The organism is Azospirillum palustre (genome assembly GCF_002573965.1).
Taxonomy (GTDB): domain Bacteria; phylum Pseudomonadota; class Alphaproteobacteria; order Azospirillales; family Azospirillaceae; genus Azospirillum; species Azospirillum palustre.
On sequence record NZ_PDKW01000043.1, the window covers coordinates 2,330,322 to 2,348,744 of the forward strand.

14 protein-coding genes are annotated in these 18,423 nt (G+C 67.5%); 8 read left to right on the plus strand and 6 right to left on the minus strand.

The window, feature by feature from the left end; all coding sequences use genetic code 11:
• Positions 1 to 386 precede the first annotated feature (386 nt).
• The 3 genes from CRT60_RS33365 to CRT60_RS33375 all read right to left on the minus strand — a co-directional run bounded on the left by CRT60_RS33365 (position 387) and on the right by CRT60_RS33375 (position 3,177).
• Positions 387 to 830 carry a (deoxy)nucleoside triphosphate pyrophosphohydrolase gene (locus tag CRT60_RS33365; protein ID WP_161958144.1) on the minus strand — a complete coding sequence of 148 codons (444 nt, stop codon included), beginning with the start codon at positions 828 to 830 and terminating at the stop codon, positions 387 to 389.
• A 20-nt stretch (positions 831 to 850) separates the two neighbouring features.
• On the minus strand, positions 851 to 2,089 hold the full coding sequence (gene argJ / locus CRT60_RS33370) for a bifunctional glutamate N-acetyltransferase/amino-acid acetyltransferase ArgJ (protein WP_098740649.1): 1,239 nt from the start codon (positions 2,087 to 2,089) through the stop codon (positions 851 to 853).
• Positions 2,090 to 2,220: 131 nt separating this feature from the next.
• On the minus strand, positions 2,221 to 3,177 hold the full coding sequence (locus CRT60_RS33375; protein ID WP_098740650.1) for a peptidylprolyl isomerase: 957 nt from the start codon (positions 3,175 to 3,177) through the stop codon (positions 2,221 to 2,223).
• A gap of 460 nt (positions 3,178 to 3,637) precedes the next feature.
• On the opposite strand from CRT60_RS33375, the gene secA reads away from it, so the two are divergent.
• The 3 genes from secA (at position 3,638) to CRT60_RS33390 (ending at position 9,882) form a co-directional block, all read left to right on the plus strand.
• Positions 3,638 to 6,385 (plus strand): preprotein translocase subunit SecA, encoded by a 2,748-nt coding sequence (gene secA, locus CRT60_RS33380; protein ID WP_098740651.1) that lies wholly within the window; start codon positions 3,638 to 3,640, stop codon positions 6,383 to 6,385.
• A 114-nt stretch (positions 6,386 to 6,499) separates the two neighbouring features.
• Complete coding sequence (mscL, locus tag CRT60_RS33385) at positions 6,500 to 6,973, plus strand: large conductance mechanosensitive channel protein MscL (RefSeq protein WP_098740652.1); 474 nt, start codon at positions 6,500 to 6,502, stop codon at positions 6,971 to 6,973.
• 125 nt (positions 6,974 to 7,098) lie between these two features.
• A complete protein-coding gene (locus tag CRT60_RS33390) occupies positions 7,099 to 9,882 on the plus strand; it encodes an EAL domain-containing protein (protein WP_244592887.1) in 2,784 nt (927 codons plus the stop codon).
• On the opposite strand, the gene CRT60_RS33395 is transcribed toward CRT60_RS33390, so the two are convergent.
• The gene (locus CRT60_RS33395) at positions 9,879 to 10,202 is read right to left on the minus strand and encodes a DMT family transporter (protein WP_098740653.1); all 324 of its coding nucleotides are present in this window, start codon (positions 10,200 to 10,202) and stop codon (positions 9,879 to 9,881) included. The two genes, CRT60_RS33390 and CRT60_RS33395, sit on opposite strands and share 4 nt — an antisense overlap.
• Before the next feature lie 215 nt (positions 10,203 to 10,417).
• On the opposite strand from CRT60_RS33395, the gene CRT60_RS33400 reads away from it, so the two are divergent.
• The 3 genes from CRT60_RS33400 to CRT60_RS33410 all read left to right on the plus strand — a co-directional run bounded on the left by CRT60_RS33400 (position 10,418) and on the right by CRT60_RS33410 (position 14,807).
• Positions 10,418 to 11,986, plus strand: a complete 1,569-nt coding sequence (locus CRT60_RS33400) for a lysine--tRNA ligase (protein WP_098740654.1) — start codon at positions 10,418 to 10,420, stop codon at positions 11,984 to 11,986.
• Positions 11,987 to 12,479: 493 nt separating this feature from the next.
• Positions 12,480 to 13,388, plus strand: a complete 909-nt coding sequence (locus CRT60_RS33405; protein ID WP_098740655.1) for a hypothetical protein — start codon at positions 12,480 to 12,482, stop codon at positions 13,386 to 13,388.
• Between the two features lie 249 nt (positions 13,389 to 13,637).
• Entirely contained in the window at positions 13,638 to 14,807 is a 1,170-nt protein-coding gene (locus CRT60_RS33410) for a DUF2336 domain-containing protein (RefSeq protein ID WP_098740656.1), read from the plus strand.
• Between the two features lie 9 nt (positions 14,808 to 14,816).
• On the opposite strand, the gene CRT60_RS33415 is transcribed toward CRT60_RS33410, so the two are convergent.
• A complete protein-coding gene (locus CRT60_RS33415; protein WP_098740657.1) occupies positions 14,817 to 15,302 on the minus strand; it encodes a hypothetical protein in 486 nt (161 codons plus the stop codon).
• A gap of 270 nt (positions 15,303 to 15,572) precedes the next feature.
• Here CRT60_RS33415 and mdh point away from each other — a divergent pair, with 270 nt between their 5' ends.
• Both mdh and sucC read left to right on the plus strand, forming a co-directional pair.
• The gene (mdh, locus tag CRT60_RS33420; RefSeq protein WP_098740658.1) at positions 15,573 to 16,541 is read left to right on the plus strand and encodes a malate dehydrogenase; all 969 of its coding nucleotides are present in this window, start codon (positions 15,573 to 15,575) and stop codon (positions 16,539 to 16,541) included.
• 130 nt (positions 16,542 to 16,671) lie between these two features.
• Positions 16,672 to 17,868, plus strand: coding sequence for an ADP-forming succinate--CoA ligase subunit beta (gene sucC / locus CRT60_RS33425; RefSeq protein WP_098740659.1), 1,197 nt, complete (start codon positions 16,672 to 16,674; stop codon positions 17,866 to 17,868).
• A gap of 204 nt (positions 17,869 to 18,072) precedes the next feature.
• Here sucC and CRT60_RS33430 read toward each other — a convergent pair.
• Positions 18,073 to 18,423 (minus strand): FAD-binding protein (locus CRT60_RS33430; protein ID WP_204562115.1); only part of this gene is annotated, 351 nt, incomplete at its 5' end.

Genomic DNA, 18,423 nt, shown 5'->3' on the forward strand with positions numbered 1-18,423 from the left:
GCTTGTCGTCTCAACGCCCCATCATGTCGCACAGATCGCCTCCAGGGCAAAGCCGCAAAGGGACGCGTCCGGGAACAAAGGTCGGACCTGCCCCGAACGGCAACCGGCCGCCACCACACATCGGTGTGAAAAGATACCGGCTGCTCATCGTCCGCGTGTAAACTGAAAACGGCGGATGGGTGGTCCATCCGCCGTTTCAGAAGGAGGAAGGTGGCATGAAGAAGATGCCCTTCTTCCTGGTGCTCCAGTGGCGGAGATGGCGGATCGAAATCCGCCTGATCCGGCGCTAAGCACTGGGAGCGTGCCGGCGGGTGCAGGAACACCCGTCGGCCACCTCCGAAAAATATACAGCCGCGCAGCCCGATTTTCAACGCGCGGTATCGCCCCTACAGCAGATCCCGCAGCATCGCCACCAGCGGAACGTCGGCCGGCGGCATCGGGTAATCGCCCATCCGGTTCGGATAGACCCAGGCGAGCGTCTGCCCTTCCCGCGGCATCACGTCGCCCTCCCACACCCGGCAGACATAGAGCGGCATCAACAGATGGAAGCGCTCGTAGCTGTGCGAGGCGAAGGTGAAGGGGGCGAGGCAGCTGGCCGCCGTGTCGATACCCAGCTCCTCCTTCAGCTCGCGCACCAGCGCCGCCTCCGGCGTCTCCCCGGCATCGACCTTGCCGCCGGGGAACTCCCACAGGCCGGCCAGCGACTTGCCGGGCGGGCGCTGGGCCAGCAGCACGCGCCCGTCGGCATCGACGAGCGCCACCGCGACGACCAGCAGAACCGGCAGCGAACCGGGGGCGGGGGTGGAGCTGGGATCGAAACAGGCGGTCATCACGCGACTCCGATGGCCCGTCAGCTCCGATAGCTGCCGTTGATGTCGATGTAGCCGTGGGTCAGGTCGCAGGTCCACACCTTCGCCGTCCCCTTGCCCAGGCCAAGGTCGATGTCGATGTCGACCTCCTTGCCCTTCATGTGGGCGGTGACCGGCGTCTCGTCGTAACCCGGGACTTCCATCCCCTCGGCGCAGATCAGGGTGCCGCCGACGGTGATCCTGATCAGGTCGCGGTCTGCGCGCTCGCCGGCGCGGCCGATGGCGGCGACGATGCGGCCCCAGTTGGCGTCCTCGCCGGCGATGGCGGTCTTGACCAGCGGCGAGTTCGCCACCGTCATGCCGATCCGCTTGGCGGCGGCGTCGCTGTCGGCGCCGCGCACGGTGATGGCGATGAACTTGGTCGCCCCCTCGCCGTCACGCACCACCTGCAAGGCCAGATCGAGCAGCAGATCCTCCAGCGCGGCGCGGAACTCCGCCAGTTCGGCGGCATCGGCGCTCGACACCGGGGCGTTGCCCGCCTTGCCCGTCGCGAACAGCAGCAGAGTGTCGCTGGTCGAGGTGTCGCCATCGACGGTGACGGCGTTGAAGGTGCGCTCGGTGAACTCCGACAGCATGTCCTGCAGCGCGGTGGCGGCGATGGCGGCGTCGGTGAAGACGAAGCCCAGCATCGTCGCCATGTCCGGCGCGATCATGCCCGAGCCCTTGGCGAAACCGGCGATGGTCACCGTCGTCCCGCCGATCCTGGCGGTGCGCACCGAGCCCTTCGGGAAGGTGTCGGTGGTCATGATGGCGCGGGCGGCCTTCTCCCACGCGGCCGAATCGGCGGCGAGGGTCGGCACCATCGGCGCCAGGCACTTGCCGATGGCGTCGGCGGCCAGCGGGATGCCGATCACGCCGGTCGACGCGATATAGACCTCGTCCGGGGCGCAGCCCGCCAGCTCGGCGGCGGCGTCGACGGTCGCCTGAACGGTGGCGTCGCCCGCCTTGCCGGTGAAGGCGTTGGCGTTGCCGGCATTCACCACCACGGCGCGGGCCGACCCCTTGGGCAGGCTGTCGCGGCACCAGATCACCGGGGCCGAGCAGGTCAGCGACCGGGTCAGCACGCCCGCCACGCTGGTGCCGGGATCCAGCACGGCCAGCAGCAGATCGTCGCGGCCCTTGTATCGGATGCCGCTGTTCGCCGTGGCGATGCGCACGCCCGCGATGGGCGGCAGCGTCGGGAAGCTTGCGGGAGCCAAGGGGGAGAGGGTCGTGGCCATGACGGAAATTCCCGTGGTGGGGAGTGGTGGTGGCGTGGTGACGCGATGAAACTGTCGGAGCCTCCGGCCCCCATCGCCCTCGTCTCCGCAGGTGCGGGGATAAGGGGCGGCGGGGGCCGGAGCGCCGGAACTTACTTCTTCGCCGGTTCCGCCGGAGCGGCCGGGGTGGCCGGAGCGGCCGCCGGCTCTTCCTTCGGCATCGGCGAGCCGTCGAGCTGGAAGGTCTCGATCTTCGCCTTGCCGCGCAGTTCCTCGACGAGCGCGGTGACCATGTCTTTCGACAGGGTCTGCTCCAGCTGCGGCTTCACTTCGTCCAGCGTCGGCTGCGGCTGGGTCCGCTTGTCCTCGACCTTGATGATGTGATAGCCGAACTGGGTCTTGACCGGCTCCTTGCTGATCTCGCCCGGCTTCATGGCGAAGGCAGCGTTGGCGAAGGGCTCGACCATCGCGTCCTTGGTGAAGTAGCCGAGGTCGCCGCCCTGGGCAGCAGCGGCGGCGTCCTTGGACTTCTCCTTGGCCAGCTTGGCGAAATCGCCGCCCTTCTTCAGCTGGGCGATGATGGCCTTGGCCTCGTCTTCCTTCTCGACCAGGATGTGGGCGGCCTTGACCTCCTCCTGCGCCGGGTTCTCCTTCAGGTAGTCCTGATAGGCCTTGTTCAGCGCCTCCGGCGTCACGCGGGCCTTGATTTCCTTCTGGATGTAGGCGCGCTGCACCGCGCGCTCCTCGGCGCGCTTGATCTCGTCCTTCACCTCGGCCGAATCGGCCAGACCGGCCTTGTAGCCGGCCGAGGAGACCAGCTTGCCGCTGACCAGCTGGTCGATCACCGCCGGATAGATCATCTCGATCGGCATCTGCTGCACCTGCGGCGGCAGCTGCGAGACCATGCGGGTGACGTCCGACTTGTGCAGCTCCTCGCCGTTGACGCGGGCGACCACCGGATCGGCCGGAGCGGCCGGAGCAGCAGCGGCAGCCGGGGCCGGAGCGGCCGGCGCCGGGGTGGCGGGAGCCGGCGTCTGGGCGTGGGCGGCCAGCGCGATGCCACAGGCGGCAACCGACAGGAGCGCGGTGCGGAACACTCGTTGAACCATGGCGTGTCTGTTTCCTTCCGGCGGATGCTTCACAAATGGGCGGCCGATGGGCCGGCGCCCGTTTCGCATGGTCTGCGGCATCGGAGCCATCCGCCGCTCCGCGCCCGATTCCGCAGGGGATTAAGCATGGCTAAGCCGCGCGGGGCAAGGGTCCCCATTGTCCCGCGCGCGGCCACCGCCCATTAGCTGTGTTCCGCCGCAGGGGATACCAGCCCCCACCGGCGACAGCCAACCGCCGCGGCGGTTTCTGGACGCGAATTCATCAAACGGTCATGCCCCAAGCGCGCTGCCACCGCCCTGCCGCCGCCCCGCATCCCGCTCTGCGCTCCCGCCCCGCCCTCTGCGCAAATGCCGCAACGGGGCCCCCGCCGGCCCGGTCTCGTTGACAGCGCCTTGCCATAGTCCTATGTGAGACCCGTCGATAGGCTGGCCCACATTCCGCTTTACTCCCGAGGTTTTCATGTTCGGCGCTCTCGCCCGCAAGATTTTCGGCACCGCCAACACGCGCGCGGTCAAGGCGCTGCACAAGACCGTGGCTCAGATCAACGCGCTGGAGCCGTCGGTCGCCGCGCTGTCGGACGACCAGCTGAAGGGTCGCACCGGCTGGCTGCGCGAACGGCTGGCCAAGGGCGAGACGCTGGACGACATCCTGCCCGACGCCTTCGCCACCGTGCGCGAGGCGGCCAAGCGCGTGCTGGGCCAGCGTCACTTCGACGTTCAGCTGATGGGCGGCATGGTCCTGCACAGCGGCAAGATCGCCGAGATGCGCACCGGCGAAGGCAAGACGCTGGTCGCCACGCTGGCCGTCTACCTGAACGCGCTGGAAGGCAAGGGCGTCCACGTCGTCACCGTGAACGACTACCTCGCCTCGCGCGACAGCGGCTGGATGGCGCGGGTCTACGGCTTCCTCGGGCTGTCCACCGGCTGCATCGTCCATGGGCTGGACGACGACGAGCGGCGCGCCGCCTACGCCGCCGACATCACCTACGGCACGAACAACGAGTTCGGCTTCGACTATCTGCGCGACAACATGAAGTTCCGGCTGGAGGAGCTGGTCCAGCGGCCCTTCAACTTCGCCATCGTCGACGAGGTCGACTCGATCCTGATCGACGAGGCGCGCACGCCGCTGATCATCTCCGGCCCCTCGACCGATTCGTCCGAGATGTATGTCCAGGTCGACCGGCTGATCCCGATGCTGGTGGCCGAGGATTACGAGAAGGACGAGAAGCACCGCACCGTCAGCTTCACCGAAGCCGGCCAGGAGCATATGGAGCAGCTGCTGGCCGAGGCCGGGCTGCTGAAGACCGGCGGGCTCTACGACATCCAGAACGTGGCGCTGGTCCACCATTCGCAGCAGGCGCTGCGCGCCCACATGCTGTTCCAGCGCGACAAGGACTACATCGTCAAGGACGACAAGGTCGTCATCATCGACGAGTTCACCGGCCGCATGATGGACGGCCGCCGCTTCTCCGAAGGCCTGCACCAGGCGCTGGAAGCCAAGGAGAAGGTGACGATCCAGCGCGAGAACCAGACGCTGGCCTCCATCACCTTCCAGAACTACTTCCGCATCTACCCGAAGCTGGCCGGCATGACCGGCACCGCGCTGACCGAGGCGGCGGAGTTCGGCGAGATCTACGGGCTGGAAGTGGTCGACATGCCGACCAACGTCCCGGTCAAGCGCATCGACCATGACGACGAGGTCTACCGCACCGCGACCGAGAAGTACCACGCGATGACCGACCTGATCGAGGACGCGCGCAAGCGCGGCCAGCCGGTCCTGGTCGGTACCACCTCGATCGAGAAGTCGGAACTGCTGTCGGAGCTGCTGACCAAGCGCAACATTCCGCACAACGTCCTGAACGCCCGCCACCACGAGCAGGAAGCCTACATCGTGGCCCAGGCCGGCCGCGCCGGCGCGGTGACGGTCGCCACCAACATGGCCGGCCGCGGCACCGACATCCAGCTGGGCGGCAATCTCCAGATGCGGATCGAGGTCGAGCTGGCCGACATTCCGGAAGGCCCGGAGCGCGACGCCCGCATTGCCCAGATCGAGGCCGAGATCGCGGAAGCGCGCGAGAAGGTCAAGCAGGCCGGCGGCCTCTACGTCATCGGCACCGAGCGGCACGAGAGCCGCCGCATCGACAACCAGCTGCGCGGCCGTTCCGGCCGCCAGGGCGATCCCGGCACCTCGAAGTTCTTCCTGTCGCTGGAAGACGACCTGATGCGCATCTTCGGGTCGGAGCGGATGGACAGCATGCTCCAGCGTCTCGGCCTGAAGGAAGGCGAGGCGATCATCCATCCCTGGATCAACAAGGCGCTGGAAAAGGCGCAGCAGAAGGTCGAGGCGCATCACTTCGAGGTCCGCAAGAACCTGCTGAAGTTCGACAACGTCATGAACGACCAGCGCAAGGTCGTCTATGAGCAGCGCCACGAGGTGATGGAGAGCGAGGACATCGCGGAGGAAATCCGCGAGATGCGCCACCAGATCATCGCCAACATGGTGTCGACCGCCATTCCGGCGAACAGCTACTCCGAGCAGTGGGACATCGCCGGCCTGCACGAGGCGGTCAACCGCGTGCTGGGCATGGACCTGCCGGTCCAGGAGTGGGCCAAGGAAGAGGGCATCGCCGAGCCGGAGATCGAGGAGCGCGTGCGCGAGGCCGCCGACCGTAAATATGCGGACAAGGAGGAGGCCTACGGCGCCGAGACGATGCGGCATGTCGAGAAGAGCATCCTGCTCCAGATCCTGGACCAGGAATGGAAGGACCATCTGCTCCAGCTCGACCATCTGCGCCAGGGCATCAACCTGCGCGCCTATGCCCAGAAGGACCCGCTGAACGAGTACAAGCGCGAGGCCTTCGAGCTGTTCGACAGCATGCTGATGGCGCTGCGCGAGCAGGTCACCACCATCCTGATGCATGTCGAAATCCGCATGGCGCCGTCGCAGGAGGAGCTGTTCGCCCGCCAGATGCAGGAGATGCACGAGGGCCGCATGGACCCGGCCCTGGCGATGGCCGCCATGGGGGCCGGTGACGGCGAAGCCCTGCCGGACGGCATGGTCCGCGCCTCCTCGCTCGCCTCCTCGCTGGTGGGCACGCCGGAAGACCAGCCGCTGCCGGCCGAGGTGATGGAGAACACCCCGCGCAACGCCGCCTGCCCCTGCGGCTCCGGCAAGAAGTTCAAGCACTGCCACGGCCGCATGGCGTAAAGAGCCGAAGTCACCCCCTCTTCCCCCGGTCCTGTCCGGGGCAAGAGGGGGCCTTATGAAACCATCCCTGCTCCGTCCCGTTTCCCTTCCGTGACCACGGAGAAACGGGACGCCATGTTCGAAGAATTCAAGAAATTCATCAGCCGCGGCAATGTCGTGGAGCTGGCGGTCGGCATCATCATCGGTGCCGCCTTTACGGGAATCGTCAATTCCCTGGTCAAGGACATCCTGATGCCGCCCATCGGCTGGGTCATGGGCGGCATCGACTTCTCCAACTATTTCTTCAGCCTGTCCGGCGGCCAGTACGATTCGCTCCAGGCCGCCGAGAAGGCGGGTGCGGCGACCGTCAACTATGGCCGCTTCATCAACGCCTGCATCAATTTCCTGATCGTGTCGGGCGCCCTGTTCCTGATCGTCCGGCAGGTCAACCGGCTGCACATCCTGCACAAGGAAACCCTGAAGACGCCGCCGCGGCAGGAGCAGCTGCTGGAGGAAATCCGCGATGCCCTGCGCGCCCAGGTGAACGACCGGGCCGGCCATCCGTCCAATTCCCGGCCCGCCGCTCCGCCCGCCGGCCGCTCGCCCTGATCCCTTGCCGGGCGCACCGGCTGCCATCGGCGCGGGAGCTTGTCACAGGCGTGCAAGAACCCCTCGTTGCCGCAGCGCGTCGAACGGGTTACCCTCTTCGATAAGCTGGCGATGGCGGCGAGGAGATGGCCTCGCACGCCTGCGCTGTCCATGACCTCGGCAAGGGCCATGTCCATGTCCGCCACGCGCTGTCCATCGACCGTTCCGCCCGGGGTGCCTCCATGAGGCGCGAGGGGAGGTCCAAGGCGATCCCCATGGGGCTTCCCATGGCGATCCGCAGTGCGCGGACCGCGGTCTCGCGGTTGCTGGCGATCCTGCTGCTGTCGCTTCTGGCCGGCGACCCGGCGGCTGCGATCAACACGCCGGTGCCGGCCACGCTTGCGGAGACCGGCCCCCGCCCGGCCGAGATCCGGGTGACGCTGGACAACAATTACCCGCCCTACAGCTTCCACACGCCGGACGGCGCCCATGTCGGCATCGTGAAGGACATCTGGATGCTGTGGTCGCAGAAGACCGGCATCCCGGTGCGGATGATGCCGCTCGACTGGGGGCTCGCCCGGCAGGCGATGGACAGGGGCGACGCCGACGTCATCGAGACCATCTTCCGCAACAGCGCCCGCGAGGCGATCTACGATTTCTCCAAGCCCTATGCCCGCGTCGACGTGCCGATCTGGTTCAGCGCCGACCTCAGCGGCATCACCGGGGTGGATTCGCTGCGCGCCTTCACGGTCGGGGTGAAGGACGGCGATTTCTGCATCGAATGGCTGACCGACCAGGGCATCACCGCCTTCCAGCGCTATCCCGGTTTCGAGGCGATGGTCGATGCCGCCTCGCGCCAGGAAACCCGGGTCTTCTGCATGGACGACCCCTCGGCCCGCTATTACATGACCAAGCGCGGGGTGCAGGGGCGCTTCCGCTACACCGAGCCGCTCTACACCGGCGAACTGCACTGGGCGGTGCGCAAGGGCAACGCCGCCCTGTTCCGCCTGATCGCCGACGGCTTCGCCCGCATCGCCCCGGAAGAGCGCAAGGCGGTGGAGGAGCGCTGGCTCGGCCGCCCCCTCACCGGCCTGGTCAGCCCGCAGACGATGGACCTGCTGGTCAAGCTGCTGGCCGGGCTGGCCGTCCTGGGCGCCGGCGCGCTGGTCTGGGTCCTGCTGCTGCGCCGGCAGGTCGAAAGCAAGACCGAGAGCCTGCGCACCGCGGTCGCCGCCCTGACCGCCAGCGAGGAGCGCGTCCGCACCATCTTCGACAGCGTCACCGACGCCATCTTCATCCACGACCTGGACAGCGGCTCCATCCTGGAAGCCAACCGCAGGATGATGGAGATGTACCGGGTGGAAGGCCTGCCGCTTTCGGACATCACCGCCGGGATGCTCAGCTCCGGCACGCCGCCCTACACGCGCAGCGAGGCGGCGGCCTGGATCCGCAAGGCGGCCGACGGCGAACCGCAGCTGTTCGAATGGCATGCCCGCCGGCTGGACGGGTCGCTGTTCTGGGTGGAGGTCAGCATGCGGCGCGCCGTCATCGACGGCAACGACCGCCGGGTTCTCGTTCTCATCCGCGACATCACCGAACGCAAGGCGGCGCAGGAGCGGATGGAGTATCTGTCGCGCCACGACGCGCTGACCCTGCTGCCCAACCGCATCCTGGTGCAGGACCGCACCGAACAGGCGCTGGCCCGGTCGGAGCGCAACGGCCGGCTGGTGGCGCTGGTCGCCTGCGGCCTGGACCGCTTCAAGACGGTGAACGACAGCCTGGGCCACGCCGTCGGCGACGCGCTGCTGCGCGCGGTGGCGGACCGGCTGAAGGCGGCGGTGCGCGAGACCGACACGGTCAGCCGCGGCGGCGGCGACGAGTTCATCCTGCTGCTGTCCGGCAAGCCCGACATCGACACGGTGGTGGAAACCGTCGCCTCCCTGCACGAGGCGATGGCCGACCCCTTCCAGGTCGGCGGGCACGAGCTGACGCTCACCCTGTCGTCGGGCGTGGCCATGGCCCCGGCCGACGGGAAGGATTTCGCCACCCTGCTGAAGAATGCCGACACCGCGCTCCACCACGCCAAGGCCGCCGGCCGCGACACCCACCGCTTCTATGCCGAGGCGATGAACGCCGAGGCGGTGGCCCACCTGTCCACCCGCAGCGGCCTGCGCCGCGCGCTGGAGCGGGGGGAGTTCCTGATCCATTACCAGCCGCAGGTCTGCCTGGAGACCGGCGCCGTGACCGGTGCCGAGGCGCTGGTGCGCTGGAATCATCCGGACAAGGGCATGGTCCCGCCCGGCGATTTCATTCCGATCGCCGAGGACAGCGGCCTGATCGTGCCGATCGGCGCCTGGGTCCTGACCGAGGCCTGCCGGCAGGCGGCGCAATGGCACGCCCAGGGGCTGCCGCTGTCGGTGGCGGTCAACCTGTCGGCCTTGCAGCTTCAGCGCAACGACCTCGTGGCCACGGTGACGCGGGCGCTGAGCGACAGCGGGCTCGACCCGCTGCTGCTGGAGCTGGAGCTGACCGAATCGATGCTGATCCAGAACACCGACCTGGTGATGGACAATCTGCGCCGGATCAAGGCGATGGGGGTGCAGGTGTCGATCGACGATTTCGGCACCGGCTATTCCAACCTGTCCTACATCGGCCGTCTGGCGGTGGACAAGCTGAAGATCGACCGCAGTTTCGTCGCCGACCTCACCCGCAACCACGACAGCGCCAAGATCACCGCCGCCGTCATCCAGATGGCCCACAGCCTGAACCTGACCGCCGTGGCGGAGGGGGTGGAGGATGCCGAGACGCTGGAGGCCCTGCGCGGCCTGAACTGCGACTTCGCCCAGGGCTATTTCCTCGGCCGCCCCGGCCCCGCCGAGGCGGTGGAGCGCGCCGCCCGGCAGGTGAACCCGTTCAAGGTCGGGGTTTAGGCCGGCCCGCTCGCCATGTGCAGGCTGATCACCCCGGCGACGATCAGGAGGATGCCGACCACCTTCATCGCCGTCAGCGATTCGCCGAAGACGAAGACGCCGATGGCGGCGATGGCGGCGGTGCCCGTCGCCGACCAGATCGCGTAGGCGATGCCGACCTCCATCGTGCGCAGCGCCTTGGCCAGCAGCAGGAAGGCGATGCCGTAGCACACCACCACGACCGCCGCCGGGCCGAGCCGCGTCATCCCGTCCGACATCTTCATCGCCGACGTGCCGACGACCTCGAACAGGATCGCCACCACCAGATAGAGCCAGCTCATCGCCCCAAAACCCCGCCAACTCCCGCAAGGCCGATTCCGCGGGGGGCGCAGGATGGACCGGGCGAAAGGGTGCCGCAAGACCCACCAAAGACGTCCCCCGCCAGACATCCATGCCAGCCAGGCCGGACGCCCAAGGTTGACGCCACGCCCGCCCGGCCCTAGGGTCTTTGCCCTCATTCCCAACTTTATCTTTGTGGTTTCGAAAGGGTCCGACGATGACCGGCGAACGGGATCTGGCGTTGCAGGCGAAGGCATGGCCGTTCGAGGAGGCGCGCAAACTGGTCGCGCGCTTCGCGAAAGCTCCGCCCGCCAAAGGCTATGTCCTGTTCGAGACCGGTTACGGTCCGTCGGGCCTGCCGCATCTCGGCACCTTCGGCGAGGTGGCGCGCACCAGCATGGTGCGCCACGCCTTCCAGACCATGAGCGACTTGTCCACCAAGCTGTTCTGCTTCTCGGACGACATGGACGGGCTGCGCAAGGTCCCCGACAACATCCCCAACAAGGAGATGGTGGCGGCCAATCTCGGCAAGCCGCTGACCCAGGTGCCCGATCCCTTCGGCACCCATGACAGCTTCGGCGCCCACAACAACGCCCGGCTGCGCGCCTTCCTCGACAGCTTCGGCTTCGAGTACGAGTTCCAGTCCTCCACCGACTGGTACAAGTCGGGCCGCTTCGACGAGGCGCTGCTCGGCATCCTGCGCCATTACGACGAGGTAATGGCGGTGATGCTGCCCACGCTCGGTGCGGAGCGTCAGGCGACCTACAGCCCCTTCCTGCCGGTCTCCCCCTCGACCGGCCGGGTCCTCCAGGTGCCGATGCTGGAGCGCAACACCGATGCCGGCACCATCGTCTTCGAGGACGAGGATGGGAAGAAGGTCGAGCTGCCGGTCACCGGCGGCCATGTGAAGCTGCAATGGAAGCCCGACTGGGGCATGCGCTGGTTCGGCCTCGGCGTCGATTACGAGATGTACGGCAAGGACCTGATTCCCTCGGCCGATCTCGCCGGCAAAATCTGCAAAATCCTTGGCGGCACCCCGCCGGAAGGCTTCAATTACGAGCTGTTCCTCGACGACAAGGGCCAGAAGATCTCCAAGTCGAAGGGCAACGGCCTGACCATGGAGGAATGGCTGGCCTACGCGCCGCAGGAAAGCCTCGCCCTCTACATGTTCCAGAAGCCGAAGTCGGCCAAGCGTCTCTATTTCGACGTCATCCCGCGCGCCGTCGACGAGTATCTGACCTTCGTCGACAGGGTCCATGGCGAGGAGCCGGCGAAGAAGCTGGAGAACCCGGCCTGGCACATCCACAACGGCAAGCCGCCGGCGGTGCGCTCCGACGTGTCGTTCAACCTGCTGCTCAATCTGGCCGGTGCGGCGAATGCCGAGACCAAGGACGCCATGTGGGGCTTCATCCGCCGCTACGCGCCCGACGCCACGCCGGAGAACAGCCCGTTCCTCGACAGCATGGTCGGCTATGCCGTGCGCTACTACCAGGATCAGGTGAAGCCGACCAAGCAGTTCCGTGCGCCGACCGACGCCGAGCGCGCGGCCTTGCAGGACCTGCTGGTCAAGCTCGACAGCGTGCCGGCTGACGCCCGCGCCGACACCATCCAGAACGAGGTGTTCGAGGTCGGCAAGGCGCACGGCTTCACCGAGCTGCGCGCCTGGTTCCAGGCGCTGTATGAGGTGCTGCTGGGCCAGACCACCGGCCCGCGCATGGGCTCCTTCATCCAGCTTTACGGCATCGAGGAGACCAAGGCGCTGATCCGCGAGAAGCTGGCGGCCTGACGCTGCGGTCCGCATGGGATTGGAAAAGGGGGTGTCGCGAGACGCCCCCTTTTTTCGTTTGCGAACATTCCCTGGCGCGATGATTTTCGAATTTGATCGTTCGCTCTTCCCGCAAGCTGCTGCCTGCCCATGAAACGGGCAGAAAGCTGCCTTCCCGCATAGGGGCTGGGCAAACCAAACTCTATTCCATACCGCGCTATGCGGATGTCGCACCGCACCAATACGAAAACCGTGGTACCGCTAACACGGCTGCGGGCTTAAACTCCGCCTCGTTACTGCATTTTGCAGTGCGTTTCCTCCCTAGACTAAAGGCCGCTCCCATTTGGGATGCGGCCCTTTTTTTGCCCGCGGCGTCCCCTTCCCTCTCTCTCCCGACACCGCCCTGTGATGGCCGTCACAGCCGGATTAGATAAAATACCGGATAAATTGTTCCGGTAACCGCGTCCGGCCCAGCCGCCGGCCGGCTGGGATGAACCGGGAGGGAGGGCGTGGGATGACCGCCGATCAGCCGCCGTTCGAACGCCACCATCGCACGGCCCAGGCTCTGGTCAGCACCTTTCAGGAGGCGCTGGAGCCGCAATTCACCGCCAAGGGCGTCCTGTCGCGCGAGGAATTCACCCGCGCCATGGGGTTGATGATGGCGCACTGGCCGTCGGTGCTGCCGCTGTTCGCCTCGATCTGCCAATCCTGCACGGCGTCGAGCTGCGGGGGCTGTGGGGGAGGCGCCAGCCCTTTGGGGGAGGAGCCTCCGCAGATCGGGGCCGGCGGGCGCCGCCGCGACTTCGTCACCCGCCTGATGGTTTCGGCCCTGCGCACCCGGCTGCCCGACAGCATGGATCCGATCACCGGAGCCAGCTTTCCCCAGGTGATCCTTCCCGGCCTGCAATCGACCCTGACCGCCCTGTTCTATGAAAAGGAATGGGAGGCGATGAATGCCAGCGTCATCGCCCTGTTCAACCGGCTGGGGACCGACCGCGATGGCGAGGTCTGGCAGCGGCTGGCGCATGAGGAGACGCTGGCGGTGCTGGCCGACACGCCCTTCATCCGGGTGATGCTGCGCTTCCGGCAGTTCCACCAGCAGCGCCAGACCTTCATGCGGCGGATGACCGACCAGCTGCGCGAGCGTCATTTCGTCTTCGCCGAGGAGCATTTCCAGGCGCTGTTCGACGCGCTGTTCGGCCGGCTGCGCGACGGGCTGCGCACCGAACTGGGCCGCGCCCGCACCGACATCCAGTATGGCGAAGGCACGGCGGAGGCGCTGCTGCGCATCTTCGACCAGTTCGACAAGCACCGGCAGGAGCAATCCGTGCCGGTCCGCGTGCTGGGCGGCCGGCAGATGCCGCGCCCGATGCTGGCGCAGCGCAGCATGCTGGGCAGCACCCCGGCGGCCAAGCGGCGCTGAGGTTCGCCGCCGGCCTCGTGGGATGTCACAGGCCGCACCGCCGCCGAATTAGGGGGCCGTTAACCAGGGGAGCGTTTCGATGGTCTGCACGATCCCACAGCTGCCGCTCCGCTCCGGCCGCGGCCCAACCACAAGGCTTCAGGTCCGGTGACAGCCCGGCGCTCCCCGTCCCGTCCCTCGGCCCGTCCCTCGGCCCGCCCCTCCCCCCGTCTTCCGCCGGAGACGGAGTGCGGCGTCGCGCCCGAGCTGATGGACTATCTGTTCGCCGAGTCGCCGGAACCGGCCCCAGCGCCGGTGCTGGAACCCGTGCCAGCACCGCCCCCCGCTGCCGCCCCCCATCCCGGACGCGGTGTCGCCCGTCAGGTCGGCGACGTTCTGGTCGAGTCGCGGCTGGCCGGCATGGGCGATGCGGACGTGCGCTCCACCCTGGCCCGCAAGCTGTGCCACCTGTTGCCCGACCTGCCACCGGGCGGGGCCGACACCGTCAGCACCGTCGCGACCCGTGCGCTGGAGCAGCTGGCCCGCGACCACATCGTCCGCGTGCGCGAGGCGCTGGCGACGGCGATCAAGGATATCGCCTGCGCCCCGCCCTCGGTGGTGGCGACGCTGGCGCGCGATGTCGAACGCTCGGTGGCCGAGCCGGTGCTGCGCTGCTGTGCGGCGCTGGGCGACGAGGATCTGCTGGACATCGTCGCCGCGGCCCCCGCCGGCTGGGCCCTGTCGGCCATCGCCCGGCGCCACAGCATCGGCGCCGCCCTGTCCGACGCCATCGCCGGCAGCGGCCATGCCGAGGCGACCGGCATCCTGCTCGACAACAGCGGTGCGGTGATCGCCGAACCCACCCTGGAAGCGCTGGTGGAGCAGTCGGCCCACCATCCCGACTGGCGGGAGAAGCTGGCCCGCCGCCCGGCCCTGCCCCGCCGGCTGGCGCTGCGGCTGGCCGATTTCGTCGATCTGGCGGTGGTCGAGGCGTTGCGCCGCCGTGGCGACCTCGACGAGGCCACGGTGGCGGAGATCGCCGCGACAACCCGCCGCCGCATCGACTGGGCCGAGGCCCCCGACCAGGCAGAGCCGCCGGAACGCCGCGCCGTCCGCCTGCACCGGCAGGGGAAGCTCGACGAAACGGCGCTCAGCGACGCGATGTCGTGGAACGAGACCGGTTTCGTGCGGGCGGCACTGACTTTGCGCGCCCGTGTGGCGCCGGATGTGGTGGATCTGATCCTCGATGCCCACGACCCGCAGGCGGTCACCGCGCTGGTCTGGCGCGCCGGCCTGTCGATGCGGTGCGCCATGCAGATCCAGGCGCGCGCCGCCGGCATCCACCCGCGCGCCATGCTGAACGCCCGGCAGGGCAGCGGCTTCCCGCTGTCCCCCGCCGAGATGGCCCGCCACCTGGAACGCTACGGCGTCGGGCCCTGACTGTTCAGCTTACTGCACGCCACCGCGCGGCATCGGCTGGCGCGGGGTGGCGCGGCCGGTGTGCGGGATCGGGGCGTCGGGCGACGGCTCCTTGTAATAGGGGCCGCGGTCGGTCGGGCCTTCCATCGCCTCGGCCGGGGTGACGATCTGCTCGCCGGTGCCGGCGTCGAAGGCGATCAGCGCCTGCTGGCGCACCTTCAGGCAGGCGTCGCGCTTGGCGGAGATCTCCGCCGACTGCGTCCCGTCCAGCGTCACCAGCGGCATCACCCAGCTGGAGCGCTGGTTGTCGGGGATCGAGGTGTAGACATAATTGGTCAGCGGCCGGCAATAGGCGGCGCTGGCCTCCGCCGCCGGGTCGGTGATCGGGGCGGCGGCCATGGCGGCGGTGTAGTCGCCGACCGTCTGGGCCTGGGCTGCACCGGCCCCCAGGACACCGGCGGCAAGCGCCAGCGACATGGTCAGACCGGGAATGAAACGGGCCACGAGCTTGGCCATCTGCGCTCTCCTTCGACCATATTCGAACAAGGTAAGGACCGGACGCGAACCATACGTATAAAGCCCAACGCTGCGGCGTTTGGAAAGGATCATCGGGGGTGCGACGCAACGCTGCAATGCTCCGCTTGCGGTCATGCTTGCCCTCCGCGACAAAACGCGCTACCTACGCTTCCGAAATCTCGGGGCGCTGGATCCCTAAGACGTTAGAATGACCAACGGTTCTAGTCTCCCGCTGAATGGGGGACGCTCAAACGTTTTAGGGAACGCTCCATGGCTCGCAAGAAGATTGCGCTCGTCGGTGCCGGCCAGATTGGCGGCACGCTGGCTCTGCTCGCTGCCCAGAAGGAACTGGGCGACGTCGTCCTGTTCGACATCGTCCCCGGCACCCCCGCCGGCAAGGCTCTGGATCTCGCCGAGGCCGCCCCGGTCGAGGGCTACAACGTCAGCCTGACCGGCGGCAACGACTACTCGGCCATCGAGGGTGCCGATGTCGTGATCGTCACCGCCGGCATCCCGCGCAAGCCGGGCATGAGCCGCGACGACCTGATCGGCATCAACAGCGGCGTCTGCAAGACCGTCGGCGAGGCCATCGGCAAGCACGCCCCCAACGCCTTCGTCATCGTCATCACCAACCCGCTCGACGTGATGGTGTGGGTGCTGCAGCAGGCGTCCGGCCTGCCGCCGGAGCGCGTGGTCGGCATGGCCGGCGTGCTCGACTCGGCCCGCTTCCGCTACTTCCTGGCCGAAGAGTTCAACGTCTCGGTCGAGGACGTCACCGCCTTCGTGCTGGGCGGCCACGGCGACACGATGGTCCCGCTGGTGCGCTACTCCACCGTCGCCGGCATCCCGCTGCCCGATCTGGTCAAGATGGGCTGGACCACGCAGGAGAAGCTGGACGCCATCGTTCAGCGCACCCGTGACGGCGGCGCCGAGATCGTCAAGCTGCTGGGCAACGGCTCGGCCTTCTACGCCCCGGCCGCCTCCGCCATCCAGATGGCCGAGTCCTACCTCAAGGACCAGAAGCGCGTTCTGCCGGTCGCCGCCCACCTGAGCGGCCAGTACGGCCAGGACGACCTCTACGTCGGCGTCCCGACGATCATCGGCGCCGGCGGCGTCGAGAAGATCATCGAGATCGAGCTGAACGACGAAGAGAAGGCGATGTTCCAGAACTCCGTCGACGCGGTGAAGACGCTGGTCGACGTCGTCAAGAAGCTGGACGCCGAGAAGTCCGCTTCCTAAAGAACGGCTTGCGCGGTCTCCGGCGCCGTCCCTGCCCCCAGTTCGGGTCGGGACGGCGCCGGTGGTGCGCCCGTCTTGTCCTTCAGTCGACCCGTTTCGTCAGCCGAACCAAAAAACAGATGGACGCCCGATGAACATCCATGAGTACCAGGCGAAAAGCCTGCTGAAGAAGTACGGCGTCGCGGTTCCCCGCGGCGGCGTTGCCTACACCCCGCAGGAGGCCGAGACGGTCGCCCGCGAGCTGGGCGGTCCGGTCTGGGTCGTGAAGTCCCAGATCCACGCCGGTGGCCGCGGCGCCGGCCGCTTCAAGAACAACCCCGAGGGCAAGGGCGGCGTCCGCGTCGTCAAGTCGATCGAGGAAGTCGGCAAGAACGCCGCCGAGATGCTGAACAGCGTCCTGGTGACGAAGCAGACCGGCGCGGAAGGCCGCGAGGTCAAGCGCCTCTACATCGAGGAAGGCGCCGACATCAAGCGCGAGCTGTACCTCGGCATGCTGATCGACCGCGCCACCGGCCGCGTGACGATCATGGCCTCGACCGAAGGCGGCATGGAGATCGAAGAGGTCGCCCATAACACGCCCGAGAAGATCATCAAGGTCGCGGTCGACCCGGCCACCGGCATCCAGGGCTACCACACCCGCAAGGTCGCCTTCGCGCTGGGCCTGGAAGGCAAGCAGGTCGGTGCCGCCGCCAAGTTCATCCAGGCCGCCTACAAGGCCTTCGTGGACCTGGACTGCGCCATCGTCGAGATCAACCCGCTGATCGTCACCGGCGCCGGCGACATCCTGGCGCTCGACGCCAAGATGAACTTCGACGACAACGCGCTGTTCCGTCACAAGGACGTGGAAGAGCTGCGCGACGAGGCCGAAGAGGATCCGTCGGAGATCGAGGCCGCCAAGCACAGCCTCAACTACGTCAAGCTCGACGGCAACATCGGCTGCATGGTCAACGGCGCCGGCCTGGCGATGGCCACCATGGACATCATCAAGCTGTATGGCGGCGAGCCGGCCAACTTCCTCGACGTCGGCGGCGGCGCCACGAAGGAGCGCGTCACCGCGGCCTTCAAGCTGATCCTGTCCGACAGCAACGTCGAAGGCATCCTGGTCAACATCTTCGGCGGCATCATGCGCTGCGACGTGATCGCCGAGGGCGTGGTCGCCGCGGCGCGCGAAGTGCACCTGCACGTTCCGCTGGTGGTGCGCCTGGAAGGCACCAACGTCGATCTGGGCAAGAAGATCCTGGCCGAATCCGGCCTGCCGATCCTCTCGGCCGACAACCTCGCCGATGCCGCCGAAAAGGTGGTCAAGGCCGTGAAGGAGGCCGCGTAACATGGCTGTTCTCGTCGACAAGAACACGAAGGTGATCTGCCAGGGCTTCACCGGAGCCCAGGGCACCTTCCACTAGTGTGAGGTCGTCTGGTTCTAATGCTCCTGAATGCAATACCGGGACGTCCATAAACTCCTTTGTACCTAGCCGCGTCAGACCAACACATCGCGGGAGTGAACTTGTCGAGAGCAGCAATCGGTTTTGCTTCAGAGATGGGCAGTCAGTTCCGGCACCGCGGTGAACAGGTCGGCGACGAGGCCGTAGTCGGCGACCTGGAAGATCGGCGCCTCCTCGTCCTTGTTGATGGCGACGATCACCTTGCTGTCCTTCATGCCTGCCAGATGCTGGATGGCGCCCGAGATTCCGACGGCGACATACAGGTCGGGCGCGACGATCTTGCCAGTCTGGCCGACCTGATAGTCGTTCGGCACGTATCCGGCATCGACCGCGGCCCGGCTGGCACCCACGGCGGCACCCAGCTTGTCGGCCAGAGCCTCCAGCATCGGGAAGTTGTCGCCCGACTGCATACCGCGCCCGCCGGAGATGACGATGCGGGC

Excerpts from the sequence above, each read along its gene's own strand:
- CRT60_RS33365 (WP_161958144.1), bottom strand. The coding sequence starts at position 830 with ATGACCGCCTGTTTCGATCCCAGCTCCACCCCCGCCCCCGGTTCGCTG.
- argJ (WP_098740649.1), bottom strand. The coding sequence starts at position 2,089 with ATGGCCACGACCCTCTCCCCCTTGGCTCCCGCAAGCTTCCCGACGCTG.
- CRT60_RS33375 (WP_098740650.1), bottom strand. The coding sequence starts at position 3,177 with ATGGTTCAACGAGTGTTCCGCACCGCGCTCCTGTCGGTTGCCGCCTGT.
- secA (WP_098740651.1), top strand. The coding sequence starts at position 3,638 with ATGTTCGGCGCTCTCGCCCGCAAGATTTTCGGCACCGCCAACACGCGC.
- mscL (WP_098740652.1), top strand. The coding sequence starts at position 6,500 with ATGTTCGAAGAATTCAAGAAATTCATCAGCCGCGGCAATGTCGTGGAG.
- CRT60_RS33390 (WP_244592887.1), top strand. The coding sequence starts at position 7,099 with ATGGCCTCGCACGCCTGCGCTGTCCATGACCTCGGCAAGGGCCATGTC.
- CRT60_RS33395 (WP_098740653.1), bottom strand. The coding sequence starts at position 10,202 with ATGAGCTGGCTCTATCTGGTGGTGGCGATCCTGTTCGAGGTCGTCGGC.
- CRT60_RS33400 (WP_098740654.1), top strand. The coding sequence starts at position 10,418 with ATGACCGGCGAACGGGATCTGGCGTTGCAGGCGAAGGCATGGCCGTTC.
- CRT60_RS33405 (WP_098740655.1), top strand. The coding sequence starts at position 12,480 with ATGACCGCCGATCAGCCGCCGTTCGAACGCCACCATCGCACGGCCCAG.
- CRT60_RS33410 (WP_098740656.1), top strand. The coding sequence starts at position 13,638 with ATGGACTATCTGTTCGCCGAGTCGCCGGAACCGGCCCCAGCGCCGGTG.
- CRT60_RS33415 (WP_098740657.1), bottom strand. The coding sequence starts at position 15,302 with ATGGCCAAGCTCGTGGCCCGTTTCATTCCCGGTCTGACCATGTCGCTG.
- mdh (WP_098740658.1), top strand. The coding sequence starts at position 15,573 with ATGGCTCGCAAGAAGATTGCGCTCGTCGGTGCCGGCCAGATTGGCGGC.
- sucC (WP_098740659.1), top strand. The coding sequence starts at position 16,672 with ATGAACATCCATGAGTACCAGGCGAAAAGCCTGCTGAAGAAGTACGGC.